Source organism: Streptomyces harbinensis (genome assembly GCF_900116145.1).
Classification (GTDB): Bacteria; Actinomycetota; Actinomycetes; order Streptomycetales; family Streptomycetaceae; genus Streptomyces; species Streptomyces carpaticus.
Genome location: NZ_FPAB01000002.1, coordinates 342,922 through 366,828 on the forward strand (window position 1 = coordinate 342,922; position 23,907 = coordinate 366,828).

22 protein-coding genes are annotated in these 23,907 nt (G+C 73.4%); 13 read left to right on the top strand and 9 right to left on the bottom strand.

The features are described 5' to 3' along the window. Positions 1 to 38 precede the first annotated feature (38 nt). The 6 genes from rpmI (at position 39) to pheT (ending at position 6,839) form a co-directional block, all read left to right on the top strand. A complete protein-coding gene (gene rpmI / locus BM385_RS05820; RefSeq protein WP_019435018.1) occupies positions 39 to 233 on the top strand; it encodes a 50S ribosomal protein L35 in 195 nt (64 codons plus the stop codon). 110 nt (positions 234 to 343) lie between these two features. Then, on the top strand, positions 344 to 727 hold the full coding sequence (gene rplT, locus BM385_RS05825) for a 50S ribosomal protein L20 (RefSeq protein ID WP_019435019.1): 384 nt from the start codon (positions 344 to 346) through the stop codon (positions 725 to 727). Positions 728 to 930: 203 nt separating this feature from the next. Beyond that, the gene (locus tag BM385_RS05830) at positions 931 to 1,779 is read left to right on the top strand and encodes a TrmH family RNA methyltransferase (protein WP_093842370.1); all 849 of its coding nucleotides are present in this window, start codon (positions 931 to 933) and stop codon (positions 1,777 to 1,779) included. Between the two features lie 117 nt (positions 1,780 to 1,896). Continuing rightward, complete coding sequence (locus tag BM385_RS05835; protein WP_093842371.1) at positions 1,897 to 2,976, top strand: sensor histidine kinase; 1,080 nt, start codon at positions 1,897 to 1,899, stop codon at positions 2,974 to 2,976. Between the two features lie 186 nt (positions 2,977 to 3,162). Beyond that, on the top strand, positions 3,163 to 4,299 hold the full coding sequence (pheS, locus tag BM385_RS05840) for a phenylalanine--tRNA ligase subunit alpha (protein WP_019435022.1): 1,137 nt from the start codon (positions 3,163 to 3,165) through the stop codon (positions 4,297 to 4,299). Beyond that, positions 4,299 to 6,839, top strand: a complete 2,541-nt coding sequence (gene pheT, locus BM385_RS05845; protein ID WP_093842372.1) for a phenylalanine--tRNA ligase subunit beta — start codon at positions 4,299 to 4,301, stop codon at positions 6,837 to 6,839. The genes pheS and pheT overlap by 1 nt, the downstream gene beginning before the upstream one ends. Before the next feature lie 76 nt (positions 6,840 to 6,915). Here pheT and ligD read toward each other — a convergent pair whose 3' ends face one another. Continuing rightward, positions 6,916 to 7,800, bottom strand: a complete 885-nt coding sequence (gene ligD, locus BM385_RS05850; protein WP_093842373.1) for a non-homologous end-joining DNA ligase — start codon at positions 7,798 to 7,800, stop codon at positions 6,916 to 6,918. 40 nt (positions 7,801 to 7,840) lie between these two features. Between ligD and ku the strand changes: the two genes are divergently transcribed. Further along, the gene (gene ku / locus BM385_RS05855) at positions 7,841 to 8,821 is read left to right on the top strand and encodes a non-homologous end joining protein Ku (protein WP_093842576.1); all 981 of its coding nucleotides are present in this window, start codon (positions 7,841 to 7,843) and stop codon (positions 8,819 to 8,821) included. A gap of 13 nt (positions 8,822 to 8,834) precedes the next feature. Here ku and BM385_RS05860 read toward each other — a convergent pair whose 3' ends face one another. Together BM385_RS05860 and BM385_RS05865 are read right to left on the bottom strand one after the other, a co-directional pair. Continuing rightward, positions 8,835 to 9,695, bottom strand: a complete 861-nt coding sequence (locus tag BM385_RS05860; protein ID WP_019435026.1) for a 3-hydroxybutyryl-CoA dehydrogenase — start codon at positions 9,693 to 9,695, stop codon at positions 8,835 to 8,837. A 121-nt stretch (positions 9,696 to 9,816) separates the two neighbouring features. Continuing rightward, positions 9,817 to 12,072, bottom strand: a complete 2,256-nt coding sequence (locus BM385_RS05865; protein ID WP_093842374.1) for a beta propeller repeat protein — start codon at positions 12,070 to 12,072, stop codon at positions 9,817 to 9,819. Between the two features lie 255 nt (positions 12,073 to 12,327). On the opposite strand from BM385_RS05865, the gene BM385_RS05870 reads away from it, so the two are divergent. Both BM385_RS05870 and BM385_RS05875 read left to right on the top strand, forming a co-directional pair. Continuing rightward, complete coding sequence (locus BM385_RS05870) at positions 12,328 to 13,587, top strand: glycoside hydrolase family 10-like protein (protein WP_019435028.1); 1,260 nt, start codon at positions 12,328 to 12,330, stop codon at positions 13,585 to 13,587. Between the two features lie 87 nt (positions 13,588 to 13,674). Continuing rightward, complete coding sequence (locus tag BM385_RS05875; protein WP_093842375.1) at positions 13,675 to 14,241, top strand: DUF4291 domain-containing protein; 567 nt, start codon at positions 13,675 to 13,677, stop codon at positions 14,239 to 14,241. On the opposite strand, the gene BM385_RS05880 is transcribed toward BM385_RS05875, so the two are convergent. Beyond that, complete coding sequence (locus BM385_RS05880; RefSeq protein ID WP_093842376.1) at positions 14,230 to 15,288, bottom strand: SDR family oxidoreductase; 1,059 nt, start codon at positions 15,286 to 15,288, stop codon at positions 14,230 to 14,232. The two genes, BM385_RS05875 and BM385_RS05880, sit on opposite strands and share 12 nt — an antisense overlap. A gap of 175 nt (positions 15,289 to 15,463) precedes the next feature. On the opposite strand from BM385_RS05880, the gene BM385_RS05885 reads away from it, so the two are divergent. Beyond that, a complete protein-coding gene (locus BM385_RS05885) occupies positions 15,464 to 15,940 on the top strand; it encodes an SRPBCC family protein (RefSeq protein ID WP_019435031.1) in 477 nt (158 codons plus the stop codon). Continuing rightward, positions 15,937 to 17,574, top strand: a complete 1,638-nt coding sequence (locus BM385_RS05890) for a phytoene desaturase family protein (RefSeq protein WP_019435032.1) — start codon at positions 15,937 to 15,939, stop codon at positions 17,572 to 17,574. The genes BM385_RS05885 and BM385_RS05890 overlap by 4 nt, the downstream gene beginning before the upstream one ends. Before the next feature lie 70 nt (positions 17,575 to 17,644). On the opposite strand, the gene BM385_RS05895 is transcribed toward BM385_RS05890, so the two are convergent. The 3 genes from BM385_RS05895 to BM385_RS05905 are packed head-to-tail and all read right to left on the bottom strand — an operon-like array spanning position 17,645 to position 20,779. Further along, positions 17,645 to 18,676: an iron-containing redox enzyme family protein gene (locus BM385_RS05895; RefSeq protein WP_093842377.1), complete on the bottom strand. Its 1,032-nt coding sequence runs from the start codon at positions 18,674 to 18,676 to the stop codon at positions 17,645 to 17,647. Next, positions 18,673 to 18,933 carry a CDGSH iron-sulfur domain-containing protein gene (locus BM385_RS05900; RefSeq protein ID WP_093842378.1) on the bottom strand — a complete coding sequence of 87 codons (261 nt, stop codon included), beginning with the start codon at positions 18,931 to 18,933 and terminating at the stop codon, positions 18,673 to 18,675. Before BM385_RS05900 ends, BM385_RS05895 begins: the two co-directional genes overlap by 4 nt. A gap of 43 nt (positions 18,934 to 18,976) precedes the next feature. Beyond that, the gene (locus BM385_RS05905; RefSeq protein ID WP_026047639.1) at positions 18,977 to 20,779 is read right to left on the bottom strand and encodes a thiamine pyrophosphate-requiring protein; all 1,803 of its coding nucleotides are present in this window, start codon (positions 20,777 to 20,779) and stop codon (positions 18,977 to 18,979) included. A 346-nt stretch (positions 20,780 to 21,125) separates the two neighbouring features. Between BM385_RS05905 and BM385_RS05910 the strand changes: the two genes are divergently transcribed. Then, entirely contained in the window at positions 21,126 to 21,962 is an 837-nt protein-coding gene (locus BM385_RS05910; protein WP_093842379.1) for a SigB/SigF/SigG family RNA polymerase sigma factor, read from the top strand. Positions 21,963 to 22,014: 52 nt separating this feature from the next. On the opposite strand, the gene BM385_RS05915 is transcribed toward BM385_RS05910, so the two are convergent. Then, positions 22,015 to 22,617 (bottom strand): TetR/AcrR family transcriptional regulator, encoded by a 603-nt coding sequence (locus tag BM385_RS05915; protein WP_019435037.1) that lies wholly within the window; start codon positions 22,615 to 22,617, stop codon positions 22,015 to 22,017. A gap of 151 nt (positions 22,618 to 22,768) precedes the next feature. On the opposite strand from BM385_RS05915, the gene BM385_RS05920 reads away from it, so the two are divergent. Then, positions 22,769 to 23,623, top strand: a complete 855-nt coding sequence (locus tag BM385_RS05920; protein ID WP_093842380.1) for an NmrA family NAD(P)-binding protein — start codon at positions 22,769 to 22,771, stop codon at positions 23,621 to 23,623. Positions 23,624 to 23,668: 45 nt separating this feature from the next. Here the strand turns inward: BM385_RS05920 and BM385_RS05925 are convergent, their stop codons facing one another. After that, positions 23,669 to 23,869, bottom strand: coding sequence for a DUF1918 domain-containing protein (locus BM385_RS05925; RefSeq protein ID WP_026047640.1), 201 nt, complete (start codon positions 23,867 to 23,869; stop codon positions 23,669 to 23,671). Positions 23,870 to 23,907: the final 38 nt, after the last annotated feature.

Below are 23,907 nucleotides of genomic sequence, written 5' to 3' on the forward strand. Positions count from 1 at the left end.
GCTCCCGGGGGCGTCACCGACGAGGAGAGAGCGGCGACATGCCGAAGAACAAGACGCACAGCGGTGTCAGCAAGCGCTTCAAGCTGACTGGCTCCGGCAAGGTGATGCGCCAGCGCGCCGGTCGCCGTCACTACCTGGAGCACAAGCCCTCGACGCTGACCCGTCGCCTCGCCGGCACGACGGAGACCGCTCCGGCCGACGCCAAGAGGATCAAGAAGCTTCTCGGCAAGTGAGGCCGGGCCGTCCGCCCCACCGGGCGGCGGCGCAGGCCCGACGACCGGGACCCATCCGTTTCCGGGTCGCGTGAGGACAGATCCGCGACCCCCCGACAAGGAGTTCATACGTGGCACGCGTCAAGCGGGCAGTCAACGCCCACAAGAAGCGCCGGGCGATCCTCGAGCAGGCCAGCGGCTACCGCGGTCAGCGTTCCCGCCTGTACCGCAAGGCGAAGGAGCAGGTCACCCACTCCCTCGTCTACAACTACAACGACCGCAAGAAGCGCAAGGGCGACTTCCGGCAGCTGTGGATCCAGCGGATCAACGCCGCCGCCCGCGCCAACGGCATCACCTACAACCGCTTCATCCAGGGCCTGAAGGCCGCTGAGATCGAGGTGGACCGCAAGATCCTCGCGGACCTCGCGGTGAACGACCCCAACGCGTTCGCCGTCCTGGTCGAGACCGCCCAGAAGGCGCTCCCCAGCGACGTGAACGCCCCCAAGGCCGCCTGACACCCGTCCGCTGCCGCGCAGCGCACGCAGGCCGGCCGTCCCCGATGAGGGCGACAGTCGATGGACCCGCAGGCGGCACCGCCTGCGGGTCCGGTGCTTTCCGGCCCGGCGCTCCCGTACCCGCGCCCCGTATCCGCGCTGCCCGCGCCTCGCGCCCCGCGCGCGCCGTCCGCATCCGCACCGCCAGAAGTGAGCCGCCGCCCATGGCCCCCGCCGCCGAGCCGATCTCCCCGCGTTCCCCCCGCGTCTCCGCCGCCCGCCGGCTGGCCCGCCGCAGCTTCCGGGGCAAGGAACGCCGCTTCCTGGCCGAGGGCCCGCAGGCGGTACGCGAGGCCATCGCCCACCGCGCGGACGGCGAGGCCACCCTGGTGGAACTCTTCACCACCGCCGAGGCCGCCCAGCGGCACGCCGACGTGGTGGAAACCGCCCGGCGGGCCGGGGTACGGGTGCACCTGGCCGCCGACGAGGTGATCGCGGAGATCTCGCACACCGTCACCCCCCAGGGGCTGGTCGGGGTGTGCCGCTTCGTGGACCGGCCGCTGCACACCGTGCTGGCCGGCCGGCCCCGGCTGGTGGCCGTCCTCGCCCACGTCCGTGACCCGGGCAACGCCGGTACCGTCCTGCGCTGCGCGGACGCCGCCGGCGCCGACGCCGTCGTCCTCACCGACGCCTCGGTCGATCTGTACAACCCCAAGGCGGTACGCGCCTCGGTCGGCTCGCTGTTCCATCTGCCGGTGGTGGTCGGGGTCTCCGTGGAGGAGGCGGTCGGCGCGCTCGCCGCGGCCGGGGTACGCGTCCTGGCCGCCGACGGCGCGGGCGAGCACGACCTCGACGCCGAACTCGACGCCGGCCGGATGGGCGGGCCCACCGCCTGGATCTTCGGCAACGAGGCATGGGGGCTGCCCCCGGAGACCCGCGCCCTGGCGCACGCCGCCGTCCGGGTGCCCATCCACGGCCGGGCCGAGAGCCTCAACCTCGCCACCGCCGCCGCCGTCTGCCTGTACGCCTCCGCCCGGGCCCAGCGCGCGCCCGGCGGCTGCGCCGGCGGCTGACCGCTTCCGCCCGGTTCCGGGGTCAGGTGCGGCCTGGCCCCCGGCCGCCGGAGGAGGGGATTATTGACGCCGGTCCTAGTAAGGTGACGCGCAGGTGGGAGAGGGGCGATCACGGGGATGGACAGCGCAGCGGGGGCCGGGGACGTGGAGATGCGGCCGGACGACCTGCCCGACGGGCTGGTCATCGCCGACGAACTCGGACACATCCGCTGCTTCAACGCCGAGGCGGGCCGGCTGACCGGCTCCGTGCCCACCGCCATGCTGGGCCGCCGCATCCAGGAGGCGCTGCCCCTGGAGCACACCGACGGCCGCCGCTGGTGGCTGGTGACCGACCCGTACCAGGCCTCCGCCGGCCGCTCCGGTGAGCCGGAGCACCATCTGCTGCTGCCCGGCGGCAAGGAGGTGCTGGTCACCACCCGCTATCTGCGCACCGCCCCCGGCGGCCCGCTGCACCGGCTGGTCCTCGGCCTGCGGGACGCCGGTACCCGGCACCGGGACGAGCGCTCGGATGCCGAACTGATCGCCACCGTCGCCCACGAGCTGCGCTCCCCGCTCACCTCGGTGAAGGGCTTCACCGCCACCATGCTCGACAAGTGGGAGCGGTTCACCGACGACCAGAAACGGCTGATGCTCCAGACCGTGGACAGCGACGCCGACCGCGTCACCCGGCTGATCACCGAACTCCTGGACGTCTCGCGCATCGACTCCGGACGGCTGGAGATCCGCCGCCAGCCCGTCCAGCTCGCCGAGGCCGTGCGCCGCCATGTGGAGACCCTGGTCAACGGCGGCCTGCCCGCCGACCGTTTCACGGTGCGGGTCGCCGCAGATCTGCCCGGGGTGTGGGCCGACCCCGACAAGATCGACCAGGTGCTGGGGAACCTGCTGGAAAACGCGGTGCGCCACGGCGCCGGGACGGTCACCATTGAGCTGGACCGGGTCCCGCCCGGCGACCACCACCAGGAAGGTACGGCCGTGACCGTGAGCGACGAGGGCCCCGGCATCCCCGAAGAGGCGATGCACCGGGTCTTCACCCGCTTCTGGCGCGGCAGCGACCGCAGCGGCACCGGTCTCGGTCTGTACATCGTCAAGGGCATCGTCGAAGCGCACGGCGGCACCGTCACGGCGGGCCACGGCGCCCGGGGCGGCGCCCGGTTCCGATTTACCCTGCCCGCGGGCACCCCGGCCTTCATGGTCTGACGGCCCCCGCGGGCCACCTCACACGTCCAGGCGTTTCCGCCGCGCTGCCCGCTCCCCCTTAGACTCGACCCCTGGCACGCACGATGCCGTGGGGCGTCGCAAGGCACCGGGGCCATCCGCACCCCGGGCCGGGCCCCGGCGCGCAGCGCAGTGAAGCGCACAGCCACACGGAAACAATGGGAAGAGATGTCGGCACCCAATAAGTCGTACGACCCGGTCGAGGTCGAGGCACTGAAACCGGAAGAGATCGACCGGGCGCGCGAGGCCGCGCTCGGCGCGATCGCCGCCGCGAGCGACCTCGACGCGCTGCGGGAGGTCAAGGCCGCGCACGCCGGGGACCGCTCCCCGCTGGCGCTGGCGAACCGCGAGATCGGTGCCCTGCCCCCGCAGGCCAAGGCCGAGGCCGGCAAGCGCGTCGGCCAGGCCCGCGGCGCCGTGAACAAGGCGCTCAAGGCCCGGCAGGAGGAACTGGAGGCCGAGCGCGACGAGCGGGTCCTGGTGGAGGAGGCGGTCGACGTCACCCTGCCCTACGACCGCACCCCCGCCGGCGCCCGGCACCCGCTGACCACGCTCTCGGAGCGCATCGAGGACATCTTCACGGCCATGGGCTACGAGGTGGCCGAGGGCCCCGAGGTCGAGGCGGAGTGGCTGAACTTCGACGCCCTCAACATCGCCCCCGACCACCCGGCGCGCACCACCCACGACACCTTCTTCGTGGCGGACGCCTCGGGGACGGGCAAGGACGCGGGCGCGGAGTCCGGCGTCGTGCTGCGCACCCACACCTCGCCGGTGCAGATCCGCTCCATGCTGGACCGCGAGCCGCCCATCTACGTGATCTGCCCGGGCCGCGTCTACCGCACCGACGAGCTGGACGCTACCCACACCCCGGTCTTCACCCAGGTCGAGCTGCTGGCCATCGACGAGGGCCTGACCATGGCGGACCTCAAGGGCACCCTGGACCACATGGTGTCCTCGCTCTTCGGTCCCGGGATGCACACCCGGCTGCGGCCCAACTACTTCCCGTTCACCGAGCCGTCCGCCGAGATGGACATGGTCTGCTACGTGTGCCGCGGCGAGTCCGTGGGCAACCCGGACCGGCCGTGCCGGACCTGCTCCAGCGAGGGCTGGATCGAGCTCGGCGGCTGCGGCGTGGTCAACCCGCGGGTGCTGGTGGCCGCCGGTATCGACCCGGCGAAGTACAGCGGCTTCGCGTTCGGCTTCGGCATCGAACGGCTGCTGATGTTCCGGCACACGGTCGAGGACATGCGCGACATGATCGAGGGTGACGTGCGGTTCACCCGGGCGTTCGGGATGGAGATCTGATGCGGGCCCCGCTTTCCTGGCTGCGGGAATACGTCGACCTGCCGGCCGAGGTCACCGGGCGTGACCTCGCGGCGAAGCTGATCTCGGCGGGTCTCGAAGTCGAGACCGTCGAGCAGCAGGGCGCCGGCCTCACCGGCCCGCTGGTGGTCGGACAGGTGCTGGCCATCGAGGAGCTGACCGGGTTCAAGAAGCCCATCCGCTACTGCCAGGTGGACGTCGGCGACGCCAACGGCACCGGCGAGCCGCAGAACATCGTGTGCGGCGCGCGGAACTTCGCGGTCGGCGACAAGGTCGTGGTCGTCCTCCCCGGCGCCGTGCTGCCCGGCGGGTTCAAGATCTCCGCCCGCAAGACCTACGGACAGCTGTCCGAGGGCATGATCTGCTCCGCCGCCGAACTCGGCATGGGCGATGACCACTCCGGCATCATCGTGCTGCCGCCCGGCCACGAGCCCGGCACCGACGCGATCGAACTGCTGGAACTGGTCGACGAGGTGCTCGACATCGCCGTCACCACCGACCGCGGCTACTGCCTGTCGCTGCGCGGCATCGCCCGCGAGACGGCCACCGCCTACGGGCTGCCGCTGCGCGACCCGGCGCTGCTGGACGTGCCCGCGCCCAACGGCGAGGGCTACCCGGTGACCGTCTCCGACCGGGGCGCCTGCGACCACTTCGTGGCCCGCACCGTCAGCGGGGTGCAGCCGCAGGTGCCGACCCCGCTGTGGATGCAGCGCCGGCTTCAGAAGGCCGGTATGCGCCCGGTGTCGCTGGCCGTGGACATCACCAACTACGTCATGCTCGAACTCGGGCAGCCGCTGCACGCCTACGACCGCACCCGACTGCACGGCGCGATCGGCGTACGGCGGGCCGAGGCCGGCGAGAAGCTGACCACCCTGGACGGCACCGAGCGGGTGCTGGCCGCCGAGGACCTGGTCATCACCGACGAGCGGGGCCCGATCGGCCTGGCCGGCGTGATGGGCGGCGCGCACACCGAGATCGCCGACGGCTCCGGCACGGACACCGCCGCCGGTGACGGCGGAGCGGACAACGCCGGCACCTCGGAGATCGTCATCGAGGCCGCGCACTTCGACCCGGTGACCGTGGCCCGCACCTCGCGGCGCCACAAACTGATCTCCGAGGCGTCCCGCCGCTTCGAGCGCGGCGTGGACCCGCAGGCCGCCGCTGCCGCCGCGCAGCGCGCCGTCGATCTGCTGGTGCTGCTGGCCGGCGGCACCGCCGGGCCCGGCGTCACCCAGGTCTCGGTGCCGCTCACCCCGCGCACCATCAAGGTGGCCGCCGACCACCCGGACCGGGTCGCGGGCGTGGCCTACGGCCGCGAGACCGTCGTGCGCCGGCTCCAGGAGGTGGGCTGCGACGTCTACGGCTCCGACGAGCTGACCGTCACCGTGCCCAGCTGGCGCCCCGACCTCACCGACCCGAACGACCTGGCCGAGGAAGTCATCCGGCTGGAGGGCTTCGAGAACCTGCCGTCCACCCTGCCGCGCCCGCCGGCCGGCCGGGGGCTGACCCGGCGGCAGCGGCTCAACCGGCGGGTCGGCCGGGCGCTGGCCGGGGCCGGTTACGTCGAGGCGCTGAACTACCCGTTCATCGGCACGGCGGTGCTCGACGGCCTCCAGGTGCCCGCGGACGACGCCAGGCGCCGTACCGTCACCCTGGCCAACCCGCTCTCCGACGAGGAACCGGCGCTGCGCACCACGCTGCTGCCGGGGCTCCTGGCGGCGCTGCGCCGCAACGACGGGCGCGGCAGCCACGACCTGGCGCTCTTCGAGACCGGCCTGGTGTTCCTGCCGACCGGCAAGGAGAGCACCCCGGTGCGGCTGCCGGTGACCCGCCGCCCCTCGGCGGAGGAGATCGCGGGGCTGGACGCGGCGCTGCCCGAGCAGCCCAGGCACGCCGCCGTGGTGCTGGCCGGCGCGCGGGAGCAGGCCGGCTGGTGGGGCGGGGCGCGCCCGTCCGGCTGGCGGGACGCGATCGAGGCGGCCCGCACGGTGGCCCGGGAGGCGGGCGCCGAGCTGACGGTGACCGCCGCCCAGTACGCGCCGTGGCACCCGGGACGCTGCGCGGCGCTGTACGTGCGGGTCGACGGTGAGCAGGTGCTCGCCGGGCACGCCGGTGAGCTGCACCCGCGGGTGATCAAGGCACTGGGACTGCCGGAGCGCACCAGCGCGGCGGAGGTCGACCTGGACCTGCTCCAGCGGGCCGGTACGGAGGCGGTGACCGCGCCGCGGATCTCCACTTTCCCGGTGGCCACCCAGGACGTCGCCCTGGTGGTCGACGCGTCCGTGCCGGCCGGCGCGGTGGAGGCCGCGCTGCGCGACGGCGCGGGCGAGCTGCTGGAGTCGCTGCGGCTGTTCGACGTCTTCACCGGCGAGCAGCTGGGTGAGGGCCGCAAGTCGCTGGCGTACGCGCTGCGCTTCCGGGCGCCGGACCGCACCCTGACGGCCGAGGAGGCGACGGCGGCCCGCGAGGCGGCGGTCGCCACGGCGGTTGAGCGCACCGGGGCGGTGCTGCGCGGCGCGTGACGCGTGTCCCGTCCGGCCGGGGGCCGGGATCCGAGCGCTACGGCTCGGGTCCCGGCCCCCGTCGTGTGCGACGCCGTCAGGAGCCGGGGAGCGGGCGGGCGGCGCGGGGGTTGAGGAGGGGCGTCATCAGATCGCCGTGCGCGGCGAGGCGGGGCGGCAGATCGGGGAGGGTGAACGCCAGGTCGGCGGGGTCGGCGCAGTCGGCCACCTCCTCCCAGGTGACCGGGGTGGAGACCGCCGGGGTGGGCCGGGCGCGCAGCGTGTAGGGGGTGGCCGTGGTCTTGCGGGCGGCGTTCTGGCTGTGGTCGATGAACACCTTGCCCGGCCGCAGCCGCTTGGCCATGGTGGCGATCGCCAGCCCCGGCAGTTCGGCCGCCGCCTCGCCGGCCACCCGCTTCGCGTACTCCGACACCTCCCGGGAGTCGGCCGGGCGCAGCGGGCTGAGCAGGTGCAGTCCCTTGGACCCGGAGGTTTTGGGGTACGCCGCCAGGCCGTCCGCCGCCAGCCGCTCGCGCAGCCACAGCGCCACCTCGCAGCAGTCGGTGATGGTGGCCGGCGCCCCGGGGTCGAGGTCGAAGACCAGCCGGTCGGCGACCCCCGGTGTCTCGTACCGCCACTGCGGGGTGTGGAACTCGACCACCAGGTTCGCCGCCCAGACGACGCTCGCCAGATCCTGGAGCACCACCTGCCGCATGGTGCCGCCGCCGGAGCGCGGCACCTCGCAGATCTTCACCCAGTCGGGGGTGCCCTGCGGAACGCGTTTGGTGAAGAAGAGTTCCCCGTCCGGGCCGTCGGGGTAGCGCAGCAGGCTCAGCGGCCGGTCGCGCAGATGGGGCAGGATCGCGCTGCCGTGCGCGGCGTAGTAGTGCAGCACCTCGCCCTTGGTGGTGCCGTCCGGATAGATGACCTTCTCCAGCCGGGACAGCGACAGACGCCGCCCCTCCACCTCGACGACAGGCATAGCCTGAGGATGGCACGAAAGCGGATAAAAGGGGCGAATGATGCGATCACTGTGGAAGGGCACCATCTCCTTCGGCCTCGTCAGCATCCCGGTGAAGGTCGTCAGCGCCACCGAGAACCACTCGGTCTCCTTCCGGCAGGTCCACACCGCCGACGACGGCCGGGTCCGCTACCGCAAGGTGTGCGAGCTGGACGGCGAGGAACTCAGCGGCGACGAGATCGGCAAGGCGTACGAGACCGCCGACGGCTCCGTCGTCCAGCTCTCCGACGACGACCTGGCCGCCCTGCCGCTGCCCACCGCCCGCACCGTCGACATCCTCGGCTTCGTGCCGGTGAGCAGCATCGACCCGTACCAGCTGGACCGCTCCTACTACCTGGCACCGGACTCCGGGGCCATCAAGCCCTACGCCCTGCTCCGCGAGGCGCTGCGCCGCAGCGAGAAGGGCGCCATCGCCAAACTCGCGATGCGCGGCCGGGAGACCCTCGCGCTGCTGCGCGCCCTGGAGGGCGACAGCGAGGCGGTGCTGGGCATGCACACCCTGCTGTGGCCCGACGAGATCCGGCCCGCCACCGGTGTCGTGCCCAGCGAGAAGGTCACCGTGCGGGACGCGGAGCTCGACCTGGCCGACACCCTCATGGACACCCTGGGCTCGGTCGACATAGCCGACCTGCACGACGAGTACCGGGCCGCCGTCGAGGCCCTGGTGACCGCGAAGGTGGAAGGACGCGCCCCCGAGGAGATCACCGAGCGGCCGGCCACCGGCGGTCGGGTCATCGACCTGATGTCGGCCCTGGAGGACAGCGTGCGCACCGCCCGCCAGGCGCGCGGGGAGGGCGGAGGGGAAGGCGAGGAGGCCACCGTCACGCCGATCGGGAAGAAACCGGCCGCGGGGAAGAAGAAGGCGCCCGCCAAGAAGTCCGCCGGGAAGAAGACCGCGGCGAAGAAGACCGCGGCCGGGAAGGACACCACCAAGAAGAAGGCCGCCGCCAAGAAGACCGCGAGCCGCAAACGGGCCTCCTGACGGCGGCGACGCCCTACGCGTAGGCGTAGAAACCGGCGCCGCTCTTGCGCCCCAGGTGACCCGCCGAGACCATCCGGCGCAGCAACGGCGGCGGTGCGTACAGCGGCTCCTTGAACTCCTCGTACATGCTGTCGGCGATCGCGGCCACCGTGTCGAGCCCGATCAGATCCGCCAGCCGCAGCGGGCCCATCGGGTGCGCACAGCCCTGCTCCATGCCGTTGTCGATGTCCTCCCGGCTCGCCGCGCCCGACTCGAACATCCGGACGGCGGCGAGCAGGTACGGCACCAGCAGCGCGTTCACCACGAACCCGGAGCGGTCCTGGGCCCGGATGGCGTGCTTGCCCAGCACCTCCCGGACCAGCGCCTCCGAGCGCCGTACCGTCTCCTCCCCGGTGGTCAGCGCCGGAATCAGCTCCACCAGACGCTGCACCTGCGGCGGGTTGAAGAAGTGGATGCCGATGACCTGCTGCGGCCTGCCGGTGGCCACCGCCAGCTTCACCAGCGGGATGGAGGAGGTGTTCGAGGCCAGGATCGCGTCGGGACGGGTGACCACCTGATCGAGGACATGGAAGATCTCCGTCTTGACCGGCTCGCTCTCCACCACCGCCTCGATCACCAGATCACGGTCGGCGAACTCGCCCAGATCGGTGGTGAACGTCAGCCGCCCCAGGGTCGCCTCGTGCTCCTCCTCGGTGATCTTGCCGCGCTCCAGCGCCTTGTCCAGCGAGTTCACCAGCCGGGTGCGCCCCAGCTCCAGTGCTTCACCGGTGGTCTCCGCGACCCGGACGGAGAGCCCCGCCCGGGCGCACACCTCGGCGATGCCCGCGCCCATCTGGCCGCAGCCCACCACTCCGACGCGTTCGATGTCCTTCACACCGTGCCCCTTCGCTGGTCCGGTCCTGGTCGTCCATGGTTCGGTCGGTCGGCCACGACGTTACCCGGCGAGGGCAGGCGCAGCGGGACCGGCCGGTCCCGGAGGCCGTACCCGGCGGTGATTACGCGGTGTCGCCGTAGATCACGCCGCGGCCGTTGGTGGACAGATAGACCCGGCCGTACACCCGCGGGTCACCGGTGATGGCATCGCCGGTCCATGCCCACTGGTGCTGGTCGTCGTTGATCCGGGTCCAGGTAGCCCCGGTGTCGGTGGACCGGTAGATGCCGCGCACGCCGTTCACCACACCGCTGCTGTACAGGGCCTGGTACGAGGCGCCGGGCGCGGGGGCGCCGAAGCCGATGTTGTCGGCGTCCAGGGAGCCGATCCGGGTGAAGCTCGCGCCACCGTCCGTGGACCGCCACAGGCCGCCGCCGGCCAGCCAGATGTCGCCGGTGCGGCCGGGCACGGCCGCGAACCGTACCTCGCCGGTGGCCGGCAGGCCCTGGGCGGCGGAGGCGGTGAAGGTGGCGCCGCCGTCGGTGGAGACGTAGAACGTGCCCGCGTGGAAGCCGTAGAAGCGGCTCGGATCCACCCGGTCCGCCTCGACGCGGGCGCCCTGCGGGATGCCCTGGGACGCCGACCAGGAGTTCCCGAAGCCCACCGCGTAGTGCACCCCGGTGTTCTCCGGGCTCCACACGAAGCGGCTGCCGTCGGCCGCGGCGGCGACCGTACCGCCGGTGGCGCCGCCGGGGGAGGAGCCCGCCCACCAGTGGGCGCCGTTGTCGGTGGAGAAGCCGATCAGCGGATCGGTTCCCTCACCGACATGGTTGCCGACCCGGACCACGATGTTCGGGGCCAGCTCCGCGTAGTCCAGGCTGGTGGTGGTGCCGAAGCTGGGCTGCCGGAACATCATCGACGGCACCTGCGTGAGATCGGTGTGCCGGAAGCCGCCGATGTCGCCGAGCCCGCTCAGCAGCGGTGCGCCGGAGGGCGGCGAGATCAGGTCGAGGACCGCCGTCTCCTCGATGCCCTTGACGAACGGGCGGATGGTGAAGGTCTGGTTCCGGTCCCAGCGGGTGAGCTGGGTGGTGCCGTACACGGTGGCGCCGGTGCCGTACAGCAGCCGGTCCGGATCGAACGGGTCGATCTCCATGCCCTCGGTCATCCAGCCCAGCTTCGGGGTCTCCTCCGGGGGCTGCGGGTTCTCGCCGAAGGTCAGCCACGGCACCGAGGACACATCCATCGTGTACCGCTTGGTCCGCTCCGGGTAGTTGCCCCAGGACCAGGCCGCCGTCCAGGAGTCACCGCTGTCGGTGGACCGGAAGATCTGGGTGTCCGGCCACCAGGAGCTGTAGCCGGTGACCATCACGGTGCCCGGGTTCTGACGGTCCACCGTCAGACCGCTGAACCCGAATACGCGGTCACCGCCGGCCGGCACCGGGGACACGTCCGTCCACTGTCCGGTGGCGGTGTCCAGCCGCCACACCTCCCCGTCCGTCCCGGCGTACGGGCCGGGGTTGTCGGCGGTGGCGATGTACAGATCACCGGTCTGCTCGTCGAGCACGCCCTTGTGCGGCAGATAGCCGGTGGGCTGGCCGGGCACCGGGGCCCACGTCGCGCCGCCGTCGGTGGAGCGGTAGACGCTCTCCGCCAGGTCCGCGACGCCGGCGTACAGCGTCTGGGTGGGGGAACCGGGGGAGCCGGTGGCGGGGTCGAAGGTCACCCATACGACGCCGATGATGTCGCTCTCGTAGCCCGATGGGTCGTCGGGGTTGAGCACGTAGTCACCGGGGTTGGGGAAGGAGGTCACCTCCGACCAGGTGACACCGGCGTCCGTGCTGCGCCACAGGCCCTCGCCGCTGGGGGCGCCGAGATAGAGGACGTCGTTGTCGTTCGGGTCGACGACCAGGCGTTCGCCCATGCCCCGGCCCGGCATGTTGCCCCCGAGTTTGAAGGGGAGTTCGGTGTGCTGCCAGGTGTCTCCCCGGTCCGAGGAGCGCAGGACGGCGCCGTTCTTGGGGTCCCAGTCGTTGGTGTACGTGCCCACGGCGGCGTACACCCGGTCGGGGTCGACGGGGTCGCTGGCGATCGAGGCGACGCCCGTGTAGCCCCAGTCGTCCCAGCCGATGGAGTCGAGCAGCGGCACCCACTCCTGCGCGGGCTCGTTCCAGCGGTAGGCGCCGCCGATGTCGGTGCGGGCGTAGAGCAGGTCCGGCTCGGAGCGGTTGAAGACGAAGCCGGGAACGAAGCCGCCGCCGCCGATCTGCGCGTTCTTCCAGGTGTACGCCTCGGCGCCGGCGTCGTCGGCCGTGGCGGCGGGGGCGGTGGTGGTGAGCAGTCCTGCGGCCAGGGCCAGACCGGCCGTGGTCGCGATCACGGGTTTCCATCTGCGCACGTGGGCGCTCCTGTCCTGAGGAGACCGCCGGGAGGGCGGTGAGGGGAGTACAGGGACGTGATCAAGCGATGGGAGCGCTCCCAGAAGTGCGTGTCGCTGATGTTAACTGTCGAATGTTGTTCGCATAAGGGTGTGTCACGGACGGATGGCGGCAAAGATAGTGGACGAAGCTGGAGGTACCGTCGTCCGCGGACGACGGCCGGCCGAGCACGCACGACACACTCCTGGGGGAGCGCAGTGGGACGAGTCAGCCGCAGATTTTTCGGCACCGCCACGGTCGGGGTACTGGCCTCGGTGCTGACGTTCTCCCAGGCATCGGCGAGCGGCGGGCCGCGCGGCCGGTGGCGCGAGCGCGGGGCGTCCGGGGCGGCCGGGCCCGGCAACGCGGCCGGCGGGCTGCGCGGCATGTGGATCGCGACGGTCGCCAACATCGACTGGCCGGCGCGGCAGGGCCAGCCGGCCGCCGACGCGCAGCGGCAGCTGACGGACCTGCTGGACGCGGCGGCCGAGCTGAAGCTGAACACCGTCTTCTTCCAGGTGCGCCCCACCGCCGACGCGCTGTGGCCGTCGCCGCACGAGCCGTGGTCGCACTGGCTGACCGGCACCCAGGGGGAGGACCCGGGCTGGGACCCGCTGGAGTTCGCGGTCACCGAGGCGCACGCGCGCGGACTCGAACTGCACGCCTGGTTCAACCCGTACCGGGTGGCCATGCACGCCGACCTCACCGCGCTGGCCGGGGACCACCCGGCGCGTACCCACCCGGAGTGGGTGGTGACGTACGGCGGGCGGCTGTACTACAACCCCGGCCTGCCCGAGGTGCGCGCCTTCGTGCAGGACGCGATGTGCCACGCGGTCGAGCACTACGCCATCGACGGGGTGCACTGGGACGACTACTTCTACCCGTACCCGGTGGCGGGCGAGACCTTCGACGACGCCGACGCGTTCGCCGAGCACGGCGGGGACTTCGACGACATCGGCGACTGGCGGCGGCACAACATCGACCTGCTGGTGCGGGAGATGCGCGAGCGGGTGGCGGAACTGAAGCCGGGAGTGCCGTTCGGGGTCAGCCCGTTCGGGGTGTGGCGGAACAAGTCCACCGACCCGCTGGGCTCCGACACCCGGGGCGGGGTCCAGACGTACGACGACCTGTACGCGGACGTCCGCACCTGGGTCAAGGAGGGACGGCTCGACTACGTGCTGCCGCAGCTCTACTGGAACATCGGCTACGAGGCGGCCGACTACGCGACGCTGGTGCGCTGGTGGGCGGAGGTCGCCGAGGGCACCGGGGTGCAGCTGTACATCGGCGAGGCGCTGTACAAGGCGGGCGACACCGCCCAGCCGGACGCCTGGCAGGACCCGGCCGAGCTGTCCCGCCATCTGACGCTGTGCCAGGACTACCCGGCGGTCGGTGGCAACGCCTTCTACTCGGCCGCGCACGTGGTGCGCGACCCGATCGGGGCGATGACCCGGGTCTACGAGGACCACTACCGGGGCTAGGTGTATTGGCCGGGGCCGGGGCCGGGGCCGCCGGCCGGCCGGAAAACTGTTCGAGGCGGCGCCGGGGCGGGTGGCAGGGTGGCGCGCATGGCACCTCGTTACCAGATCCGCGCCGATCACGACGCCGCGACGATCGTCGTCTACCAGGCGTACTCGCCGGCCATCGCGGACGCGGCGCTGCGGGCGGGCCGTTTCGTGCCGCCGTTCTCGTTCCACCGCATGACCTGGATCAAGCCGTCGTTCCTGTGGCTGATGCACCGCAGCAACTGGGGCCGCAAGCCCGGCCAGGAACGGATCCTGGCGGTGCGGATGACGCGCGAGGGCTGGGAGGAGGCGCTGTCCCGGGCCGCGCTCACCACCGCCGACCCGGCGGAGGTCGCCCGGGCGGCCGTGCATGTGCAGTGGGATCCGGAACGCTCGCCGCGCGGGGCCGCGCTCAACCACTACAGCATCCAGGTCGGGGTGGGCCGCTCCGTGCTGCGGGCCTACACGGACGACTGGACGGTGAGCCTGACCGACCTCACTCCGCAGGTCCGCAAGGCCGCCGCGCTGCTGCGCGCGGGGCGGGCCGCCCAGGCGCGGCTGCTGCTGCCAGGGGAGCGCGTCTATCCGCTGCCCCGGGCGCTGGAGGACCGGCTCTGCTCAGCCGGCTGACCACGGGCCGCGGCGGCGCCGGGTCGCGCACCGGCGGCGGCCGGCCGCCGCCGGCATCCGGCCCGCGGCCCCGCCCGGGGGCCGCAGGGCGCGGCCGGCCGTCAGGACCAGGGTGGTGAGGAGGACGGCGGTGGTCAGGCGCCGCAGCGCGGTCCGCCGGCGCCCGTGCCAGCCCCCGTGCCGGGCGGCGCCGGCCGGCGGGTCGAAGACGTTGCCCCGGGTGTCGGGGGCCGCGACCGTCCGGGAGAGGTGGTGGCGGTCCATCTGGCGGGCCAGGAACCGCTCGGTGGTGGCGGGCACGAGGGCGGAGAGCACGGCGAGGGCTCGGGCGGCGGGACCGACGTACACCTCGCGCCGGGGCGTGCGCGCCAGGCGGACGATCCGGCGGGCCGCGCGCTCGGGAGTGTAGACGGGGGACAGCGGACGCACCGCCCGGCCGGAGTAGTTGGCGGCGTTCCCGAAGAAGGGCGTGTCCAGGGTGGCGGGCAGCACGGTGCACACATGGATGTCCCGGTGGCCGCTCAGCCGCAGCTCCTGCCGCAGGCTGCCGCCGAGGGCGCGCACGGCGCTCTTGGCCATCACATAGGCGCTGTTGTACGGCACGGGGGCGGCCCCGACGGCCGAGGAGATGTTGACCAGGGTGCCGCTGCCCTGCGCGCGCATCGCGGCCAGGGCCGCCCGCGCGCCGTGCACGTACCCCAGCACGCCGGTGTCCAGCACGCCCCGGACGACGGCCGGCGGGACCGACTCCAGTGGCCCGAACGCGGCGACTGCGGCGCTGTTGACCCACATGTCGATCCGTCCGTACTCCGCCAGTGCCCGGCGGGCCAGTTCGTCCACGGCGGTGGGGTCGGTGACGTCGGTGGGCACCGCCAGCGCCCGGGCCCGGCGGCGCCGGCGGCAGCGGCGGGCCAATTCCTCCAGTTCGGCGGCGCGCCGGCCGGCGAGGACGACTGTCCAGCCCCGGGCGGCGAACCGTTGTGCGCAGGCCCGCCCCACTCCGCTGCTCGCCCCGGTGATCACGACGACGTTGTTCCGCGTCCGCATGCGCGTGCCTTCCCGCAGGAGCCGGTACCGGTGCCGGTCGTGCGCCGGGTGGCGCCCGGGCTGCCGCGGTACCCGAAAAGTGTTTCCATCCATACAAGCAGCACATAAGACTCATATTCGGGAGGCGGGCGGGGACGGGGCCCGTCCTCGCCCGACGAGGCGATGGGACCTGCACATGGCCGTACGGCACCGACTGATCGCCCGCCCGCCCGCAGCGGTGTGGGACGTCCTGAGCGACCCCGTCCGGTACGCCGACTGGGTGGTCGGCACCCGGGAGTCCGCACCGGCCGAGGGCGAGTGGCCCGAGGTCGGCGCCGCGCTCGCCTACACCGTGCGGCTGGCCGGCAAGGACCTGCACGGACGCACCATGGTCCGGCGCTGCGAACCGCCGCGTGCGCTGGAACTGGAGGCCGACAGCGGCCCGCTGGGCACCGCGCGGATCGCCCTCGACATCCGCCCCTGGGGTGAGGAAACCCTGGTGATCATGGACGAGCACCCCCTGCGCGGGCTGGGCGGCGCGCTGCACAACGCCGTCCTGGACGCACTCCAGCAACTGCGGCACCGCGGCATGCTCAACCGGCTGGCGCGGCTGGTGGAGGACGCGGAACCCGCCGCACCGCAGGGCGCGCGGGGCGGGGGAGACGGCGGATGAGCGACGCCGTCGTGGTCGGCGCCGGCCCGAACGGTCTGGTCGCGGCCAATCTGCTGGCGGACGCCGGCTGGACGGTGACGGTCCTGGAGGAACAGCCCGAGCCGGGCGGCGCGGTACGCAGCGACCGGGCCGTCCACCCCGACTTCGTGAGCGACCGGTTCAGCGCCTTCTACCCACTGGCGGCGGCCTCCCCCGTCCTGCGGGCCCTGCGGCTGGACCGGGAAGGGCTGCGCTGGAGCCACGCGCCGCGGGTCCTCGCCCACCCGCTGGCGGACGGCCGCTGCGCCGTCCTCGACCGCGACCCCGTGGCGACCGCCGCCGGCCTGGACGCGTTCGCCGCCGGTGACGGACCGGCGTGGCGGGAACTGCACGCCCTGTGGGACGGCATCCGCGACGACGTGCTGTCCGCGCTCTTCACCCCGTTCCCGCCGGTGCGCGCCGCGACCCGGCTGGCGCTGCGGCTGCGTGCGGCGGGCGGACTGCGGGTGGCGCGGCGGCTGCTGCTGCCGGTCCGCCGGTTCGGCGAGGAGGAGTTCGCGGGGGAGGGCGGGCGGCTGCTGCTGGGAGGGAACGCCCTGCACGCCGATCTGCCGCCGGAGGCCACCGGCAGCGGCGGGTTCGGCTGGCTGATGTCGATGCTCGGGCAGACCTACGGCTTCCCCGTCCCGGTGGGCGGCTCCGGCGAACTGACGGCCGCTCTGGTGCGCAGGCTCCGCCGGCGCGGCGGGACGGTGCGCTGCGGGGAGCGGGTCACCGAGATCGTGGTGCGCGGCGGCCGGGCCGTCGGGGTACGCACGGCGGACGGCACGGCGATCGCGGCGCGGCGCGCGGTGCTGGCCGATGTGACGGCCCCGCTGCTGTACCGGGAACTGGTGGGCGCCGAGCATCTGCCCGCCCGGGTGCTGGACGATCTGCGACGCTTCCAGTGGGACTACGCCACCTTCAAGGTGGACTGGGCGCTCAGCGGGCCGATCCCCTGGGCGGCGCGGGAGGCGTCCGGCGCCGGAACGGTGCACGTGGCGGAGGGGGTGGACGGCCTCACCCGGTTCTCCGCCCAGCTCTCCATGGGCCAGGTGCCCGACCGGCCGTTCCTGCTGCTCGGCCAGATGACGACCGCCGACCCGGCCCGTTCCCCCGCCGGGACCGAGTCGGCGTGGGCGTACACCCACGTACCGCACCGGGTGCGGGGCGACGCCGCCGGGCAGGGGCTGACGGGCCGGTGGGACGAACGGGAACGGGAGGCCATGGCGGACCGGGTGGAGGAGCAGGTCGAACGGTACGCGCCGGGCTTCCGCGCGCTGATCGCGGCCCGCCGCGTGCTGTCCCCGCCGGTGCTGGAGGCGGCCGACGCGAACCTGCACGGCGGGGCGGTGAACGGCGGCACCACCAGCCTGCACCAGCAACTGGTGTTCCGGCCGGTGCCCGGTACCGGCCGGCCCGAGACCCCGGTGCGCGGGCTGTATCTGGCCTCGGCCTCCGCCCATCCCGGCGGCGGGGTGCACGGCGCCTGCGGCGCCAACGCCGCCCGCGCGGCGCTGCGCGCGCACGGCTCCTCCCTGGTACTGACGGCGGCTCAGCGGGCCCTGTCCCGGCGGTCGGCCGGGCGGGGACGGCTGCCGCCGGACCGTACGTGAGGGCGCCGGACCGTACGTGAGGGGTGGGTGGCGGGCCGGGCCGCCACCCACCCCTCCGGCGGGCCCCGCGTCAGCGGTCCGGGGACGCCTCCAGCGGACGGCACAGCGCCGAGCGCCCCGCACGCCAGGCCGCCAGCGTCCACCGGGCCAGCCGCTCCTCCAGATGGGAGGTGGCCCGGATGCCGAAGACCACGTCGGCGGCCAGCCCCGGCTCGTCCTCCAGCAGCCCGCCCACCACCTCGTGCCGCACCACCTGCTCGTGGACGGCGTCGGCCTCGACGTGCTCGTCGTGGAACCGCACCGCCGCCGGCCCGGCACCCAGCCGGCGCAGCGCGGCGGCCATCCGCCGGGACCCGGGGGAGGAGGTCACCTCCACCGCGGCGAAGTGGCCGACCAGCGCGCCCCGCAGCGACCGGTGCAGGCCGAGCAGCGACATCAGGTTGACGGTCGCCAGGGCGGGCGCGGGCGCGGCGTCCAGATAGCGGCCGTAGCCGGAGTCGAGCCCGAGGTCCCGCATCAGCGCCGCGAACAGTTCCGCGTGCACCGCCTCGGCGCGCCCCGCCCCGTACTCGTCGTACTCGATGGCGACCATCGCCGCCTTCGCCCGCCCCCGCAGCCGGGGCACCACCCACACATGCGGGTCGGCCTCCTTGAGGTGGTACGGGGAACGCAGCACCGTGTACTCCCGCACCTGCCACCAGGTGCCCTGCCGGTGCAGGTAGTGGCTGATGCTGTTCCCGTCGTCCGTCACCGGTTCGAGCAGCAGCTCGGCGAGCGTCCCGCCGACGTCGTCGCCGGGGGTCACCTCCCGCCGCAGCGCCGTCAGGAACCGGTCCTCGGCGGCGGCGCGCAGCCGCAGCAGCTCCGGGTCCCACTCGTACCGGTCGTCGACGTCCGCGAAGCCCCGGTAGTGCAGCTCGTAGAGCAGGTACAGGGCCAGCTGGAGGTCGGCGCCCCAGGGGTCGGCGCCGGACAGGTCCCGGGGCAGCGGGCGGCGGGCGCCGCGCAGGGCGGCGATCACCGCCGCCGACAGCTCACCCCGCGCCCCGGGAAGAGCGGGCCCGGCCGGCGGCGCGGCGACCCGTACCGGCAGTGTGGTCATGAGGACTCCTCCGTCTCCTCGCCCCGCGCCCGCGGCCCGCGCGGCCGGTTCCGCCCCTCCGCACGCACCCGTCGGCGGTGGCTGGTGTCGCACCAGGGGTAGTCACGGCTGCGGCGGCACACGCACAGCGCCACCTGGAACCGGTCGGAGGACCGCACACTGCCGTCCGGCAGGACGACCTCGACCGGGCCCTCCACCAGGACGGGACCGCCTTCGTCGAGCCGCAGCCGGCAGGGCCGCTCGGACGCACTGGGCACAGCTGATCACCCGCTCCTTCCGCTGTCCGGGGGTGAGGGCCGCTCAGCCCCGGTTGAGGCCCTTGAGGTCCGGGATGAACTCCTGGACCTTCTGCTTGATGCCCTTCTTCACGACGTTCTTCCGGTCGCTGTCCCCGCGCAGCAGCGCCTTGGCCGTGGACTCGGCCTGCTCCCAGGTGGCGTGCGGCGGGATCGGCGGTACGGCGGGGTCGGTGACGAACTCCAGGACGCAGGGCCGGTCGGCCGCCAGCGCCCGCTGCCAGGCGGGCTGTACCCCGCCGGGTTCGTCGATCCGGATGCCCAGCAGCCCGATGGAGCGGGCGAACTCGGCGTAGGGGACGTCCGGCAGATGCTGGGACGGCTCGAACTGCGGGGCGCCCGACATGGAGCGCATCTCCCAGGTGACCTGGTTGAGGTCCTGGTTGTTGAACACCGCGACGATCAGCCTCGGGTCGCTCCAGCCGCGCCAGTACCGGGCCGCCGTGATCATCTCCGCCAGCCCGTTCATCTGCATCGCGCCGTCACCGACGAGGGCGATCGCCGGCCGGTCGGGATGGGCGAACTTGGCGCCGATGACGTACGGGACGCCCGGCCCCATGGTGGCCAGCGTGCCGGACAGGGAGCCGCGCATCCCCGGCCGCATCCGCAGATGGCGGGCGTACCAGTTGGCGGCCGAGCCGGAGTCCGCCGCGATCATCGCGTCGTCCGGCAGCAGCGGGGACAGGGCACCGGCGACGTACTCCGGGTTGACCGGGTCGGCCTGGGTGGCGGCCCGCCGGTCCATCACCTCCCACCAGCGCGCGACGTTCGCCTCCACGCCCTTGCGCCACTTGCCGTGCTTCTTGCGCTCCAGCATCGGCAGCAACTCGCGCAGGGCGGTCGCCGCGTCGCCGATGAGATTGACCTCGTACGGGTAGCGCATGCCCGCCATGTGCGGGTCGATCTCGATCTGCACCGCCCGCGCCTGCCCGAACTCCGGCAGGAACTGGCTGTACGGGAAACTGGAGCCGATGGTCAGCAGGGTGTCGCAGCCCTGCATCAGCTCGTAGGAGGGCCGGGTGCCCAGCAGGCCGATCGCCCCGGTCACATACGGCAGGTCGTCGGAGAGCACGTCCTTGCCGAGCAGCGCCTTGGCCACCCCGGCCGACAGCACCTCGGCGATCTGCTCCACCTCCGCGCGGGCGCCGGCCGCGCCCTGGCCGACCAGTACGGCCACCCGCTCCCCGGAGTTCAGGATCTCCGCCGCCCGCTCCAGATCCGCCCGGGCCGGGACCGGCGCGGAGCGGCCCAGGCCCAGCGAGGAGGGCACCATCTTGAACGCGTGCGACGGCGCCTCGTACTCCAGTTCCTGGACGTCGGCCGGGACGATCACCGCGGTGACCGTGCGCCGGCCGTAGGCGGTGCGGATGGCCCGGTCGAGCACGTTGGGCAGTTGCTCGGGGACCGTGACGGTCTCCAGGAAGTCGGAGGCGACGTCCTTGAAGAGGTTCGCCAGGTCCACCTCCTGCTGGTACGAGCCGCCCATCGCGCTGCGGTTGGTCTGGCCGATGACGGCCACCACCGGCACATGGTCGAGTTTGGCGTCGTAGAGGCCGTTCAGCAGATGAATGGCCCCCGGGCCCGAGGTCGCCACGCACACGCCCAGCCGGCCGGAGTACTTCGCGTAGCCGACGGCCTCGAAGGCCGCCATCTCCTCGTGCCGCGCCTGGATGAACTCCGGATTGTCCGCAGCTCTCCCCCAGGCGGCGAGCAGCCCGTTGATGCCGTCCCCGGGGTATCCGAAGACGTGCTCGACGTCCCATTCCCGCAGCCGCCGCAGCAGGAAATCCGCCACCCTTTCACCCATGCGTGCGCTCCTCTTCCTCACTCGTGCCGGCGCCGGCCCGCGCCCCGCGGCGTCGCCGTACTGTGGGCCGAACGGGTGAAGCCGCAGGGGGCCGAGCGGTACTCGACGCTGGCGGGTACCCCGTCGCGAACGGTCCAATCACCCGGCTCGTCACCGCGTCGCCGACTGGACGGGGCCCGGGTTGGCGCGGTGCGCGGCCGGGTAGCCGCCTCCGCAACCCGGGGCAGGGGACGGCCGCGCCGAGATGTGGGTTCGGTGGCGAACCGGCAGACTTGAGCCCGGCAACGCATCCTCCCGGGGGAACAACCGCAGAACCGCGCTTTGGTCTCCGAGCTGGGAGAACGTCATGAACGGACCTGCCCGAGCCACTCCCGAACGCCGTCGCCGCCACGACGCCCCCGACACCCGGCCGCAGTTCGAGCGCATCGCCCGGCTGCCGCCCTGCCGGGAGCGCGAGGAACTGTACCGGGAGGTGGTCTGCGCCTGGATACCCATGGCCGACCGGCTGGCCCGGAAATTCCGGCACCGCGGGGAAGCGCTGGAAGACCTCGAACAGGTCGCCGCCGTCGGGCTGATCAAGGCGGTGCGCCACTTCGACCCGGAGCGCGGCGCCGCCTTCGAGAGCTACGCCGTGCCCACCATCGTCGGGGAGATGAAGCGGCACTTCCGGGACCACCTGTGGGACGTGCACGTGCCCCGGCGCACCCAGGAACTGCGCAACAAGGTGCGGGTGGCCGTCCGCGAGCTGAACCAGCGGACCGGCGACCGGGGCAGCGACGTTCCCCGGCTGTCGCGGCACACCGGGCTCACCGAGGAGGAGGTCGAGACCGGCCTGCGGGCCCTGGAGAGCTACAGCGCGCTGTCCCTGAACGCCGAACTGCCCGGCTCGGACGGGGACCACGCGCTCCAGGACACCCTCGGCGCGCCCGACCCCGGCTTCGACCTGGTGGTGAACCGGGAGGCGGTGCGCGCCCCGCTGCGATCCCTGCCCGAGCGCGAGCGCACCATCCTGTACCTGCGGTTCTTCCACGGCATGACCCAGAGCGGGATCGCCGGGCGGCTGGGCATCTCGCAGATGCACGTCTCCCGCCTGCTCACCCGGGCCTGCGAGCAGGTGCGCAAGGAGGTGGAGGACGGCGCGGACACCGCCGGGCGGCCCCCGGCCGGCAGCGGGTCCGGCTGACGGTGCGGGCGGCGGGCCGTTCCGTGCGGGCCGTTCCGGACGGTCCGGCGGGTCAGCGTCCGCCGGAGGCGGCGGAGCGCCCGCGGATGCCGTCCAGGAGGTACCGGGTGCGGCGGTCGTAGTCGTCCCGGGGCGGTCGTTCGCCGTGCTTGAGGACGAGGGCGTTGTCGACGACGAGTGCCTGGAGATCGCCCGCCGTGAACTCCGGCCGCAGCGCACCGGCGGCCCGCGCCGCCGCGACGAACTCCTCGTTGGCCTCGCTGCCGGCCCGGCAGATCTCCATGAGCTGCGGCGCATGCGGATAGATCTGCAACAGCACATCGTTGACGGCGGGCTGTCGGTACTGGAGGTCGCGGAGCGCCGTCAGGTAGGACGTGACGCGCTCGCCGGCGTCCTCGATGGTCCGCGCGCGGTCGATGACGGTGAACAGCTCCCTCGCCACGACCTCTTCGATGACGGCTTCGATGAGGCCGATCCGCCCGCCGAACCGGTTGAAGATCGTCGCCTTGCTCACCCCCGCCGCCTTGGCGACCTCCTCCATCGGGACTGTCAGCCCCTGTCCCCGGAAGGCGCCGATCGCGGCGGCGCGGATCTGTTCCGAATTGCGCCGGGCGTCGGCGCGCAGCCCGGATCCCGAAGGGGTCGCAGCGGCCATGGCTCCCACCGTCCTTTCTGTCCCGCCGTAATTTGACTCGGTGGGTCAGCTTACCTACGGTCGGAGGCACGGGTTAACTTGACCATGGTGGTCAGCTTATGAATCCGCTCCCGCGGGGCGGACGCCGTGGGTACTCAGAAAGGCCGAGAGCATGATCGTTGTCACCGGTGCCACCGGAGGGCTGGGCGGCGCCACCGTCGAACACCTCCTCGCCCGCGTGCCCGCCGACCGGATCGGGGTCAGTGTCCGCGACACCGGACGGGCGCGGCACCTCGCCGACCGCGGGGTGCGGGTGCGGCGGGGTTCCTACGAGGAACCGGCCACGCTGCGCGACGCGTTCGCCGGTGCGGAGCAGGTTCTTCTGGTGTCCGGCAACGATCCGGCCGCCGACCTGGTCGGCCTGCACCGCAACGCCGTCGAAGCCGCGGTCGCGGCCGGCGCCCGGCGGATCCTCTACACCAGCCAGCAGGGTGCGGTGCCCGGCAATCCGTACCGGCCATCCGACATCCACCTCGCCACCGAGGCGATCCTCCGCGACGCGGGAGTCGCCTGGACCGCGCTGCGCAACGGCGCCTACGGCCCGCTCGATCAGGTACTCGGCCCCTGGCGGCAGACCGGGGTGATCGCCCAGCCGGCGGACGGCCCCGTGCCGTACACCGACCGCGCCGATATCGCCGAGGCCACGGCGGCCATCCTGGCCGGTGACCGCTCCTTCGACGGCCCCGTCACCCTCACCGCGCCGGCCGCCGTCACGTTCGACGAGGTCGCCCAGATCGCCTCCGGCCTCACCGGACATACGGTCGAGCGGGTCGTCGTGGACGACGAGCGGTGGGTCGCCGACCGGATCGCGAACGGGGTGCCCGAGCAGCCGGCCCGGCTGCTGCTCACCTGGTACCGGGCCGCACGGAAGGGCTGGTTCGCCACGGCCGGCCCTGAGCTGGCCGAGCTCCTGGGCCGTGAGCCCCGCACGGTCGCCGACCGGCTCGCAGCCGGCCCCGCCGCCTGAAGCCGGGCGGCTTTCCGGGCCGTCACCGAGCGAGCCGGACAGGTCCTAGCCGCCGCGCCGTTCCGTCCGGTGCTCGACCACGGTGTCGGGGCCGGGGGACAGCACGCTTTCGTGGCCGTCCCGGGAGCGGACCCGGTACGGCGGCGCACCGTCGGAGCCCAGGACTTCCACCACTTCGCTGACCCGGTCCTCCCGGCCCACGGTCCTGCCGTGGGTCACCATCCGGTCGCCCGCTTTCGCTCGCATCGTCATCCCTCCCGTCGCCCGTGATGTCCTGGATGTGA

Coding starts and splice junctions, on each gene's coding strand:
- BM385_RS05885 (WP_019435031.1), top strand. CDS start 15,464: ATGGCCGTACGGCACCGACTGATCGCCCGCCCGCCCGCAGCGGTGTGG.
- BM385_RS05895 (WP_093842377.1), bottom strand. CDS start 18,676: ATGACCACACTGCCGGTACGGGTCGCCGCGCCGCCGGCCGGGCCCGCT.
- rpmI (WP_019435018.1), top strand. CDS start 39: ATGCCGAAGAACAAGACGCACAGCGGTGTCAGCAAGCGCTTCAAGCTG.
- BM385_RS05915 (WP_019435037.1), bottom strand. CDS start 22,617: ATGGCCGCTGCGACCCCTTCGGGATCCGGGCTGCGCGCCGACGCCCGG.
- pheT (WP_093842372.1), top strand. CDS start 4,299: ATGCGGGCCCCGCTTTCCTGGCTGCGGGAATACGTCGACCTGCCGGCC.
- BM385_RS05830 (WP_093842370.1), top strand. CDS start 931: ATGGCCCCCGCCGCCGAGCCGATCTCCCCGCGTTCCCCCCGCGTCTCC.
- ku (WP_093842576.1), top strand. CDS start 7,841: ATGCGATCACTGTGGAAGGGCACCATCTCCTTCGGCCTCGTCAGCATC.
- BM385_RS05835 (WP_093842371.1), top strand. CDS start 1,897: ATGGACAGCGCAGCGGGGGCCGGGGACGTGGAGATGCGGCCGGACGAC.
- ligD (WP_093842373.1), bottom strand. CDS start 7,800: ATGCCTGTCGTCGAGGTGGAGGGGCGGCGTCTGTCGCTGTCCCGGCTG.
- BM385_RS05875 (WP_093842375.1), top strand. CDS start 13,675: ATGGCACCTCGTTACCAGATCCGCGCCGATCACGACGCCGCGACGATC.
- BM385_RS05920 (WP_093842380.1), top strand. CDS start 22,769: ATGATCGTTGTCACCGGTGCCACCGGAGGGCTGGGCGGCGCCACCGTC.
- BM385_RS05880 (WP_093842376.1), bottom strand. CDS start 15,288: ATGCGGACGCGGAACAACGTCGTCGTGATCACCGGGGCGAGCAGCGGA.
- BM385_RS05905 (WP_026047639.1), bottom strand. CDS start 20,779: ATGGGTGAAAGGGTGGCGGATTTCCTGCTGCGGCGGCTGCGGGAATGG.
- BM385_RS05925 (WP_026047640.1), bottom strand. CDS start 23,869: ATGCGAGCGAAAGCGGGCGACCGGATGGTGACCCACGGCAGGACCGTG.
- BM385_RS05910 (WP_093842379.1), top strand. CDS start 21,126: ATGAACGGACCTGCCCGAGCCACTCCCGAACGCCGTCGCCGCCACGAC.
- BM385_RS05890 (WP_019435032.1), top strand. CDS start 15,937: ATGAGCGACGCCGTCGTGGTCGGCGCCGGCCCGAACGGTCTGGTCGCG.
- pheS (WP_019435022.1), top strand. CDS start 3,163: ATGTCGGCACCCAATAAGTCGTACGACCCGGTCGAGGTCGAGGCACTG.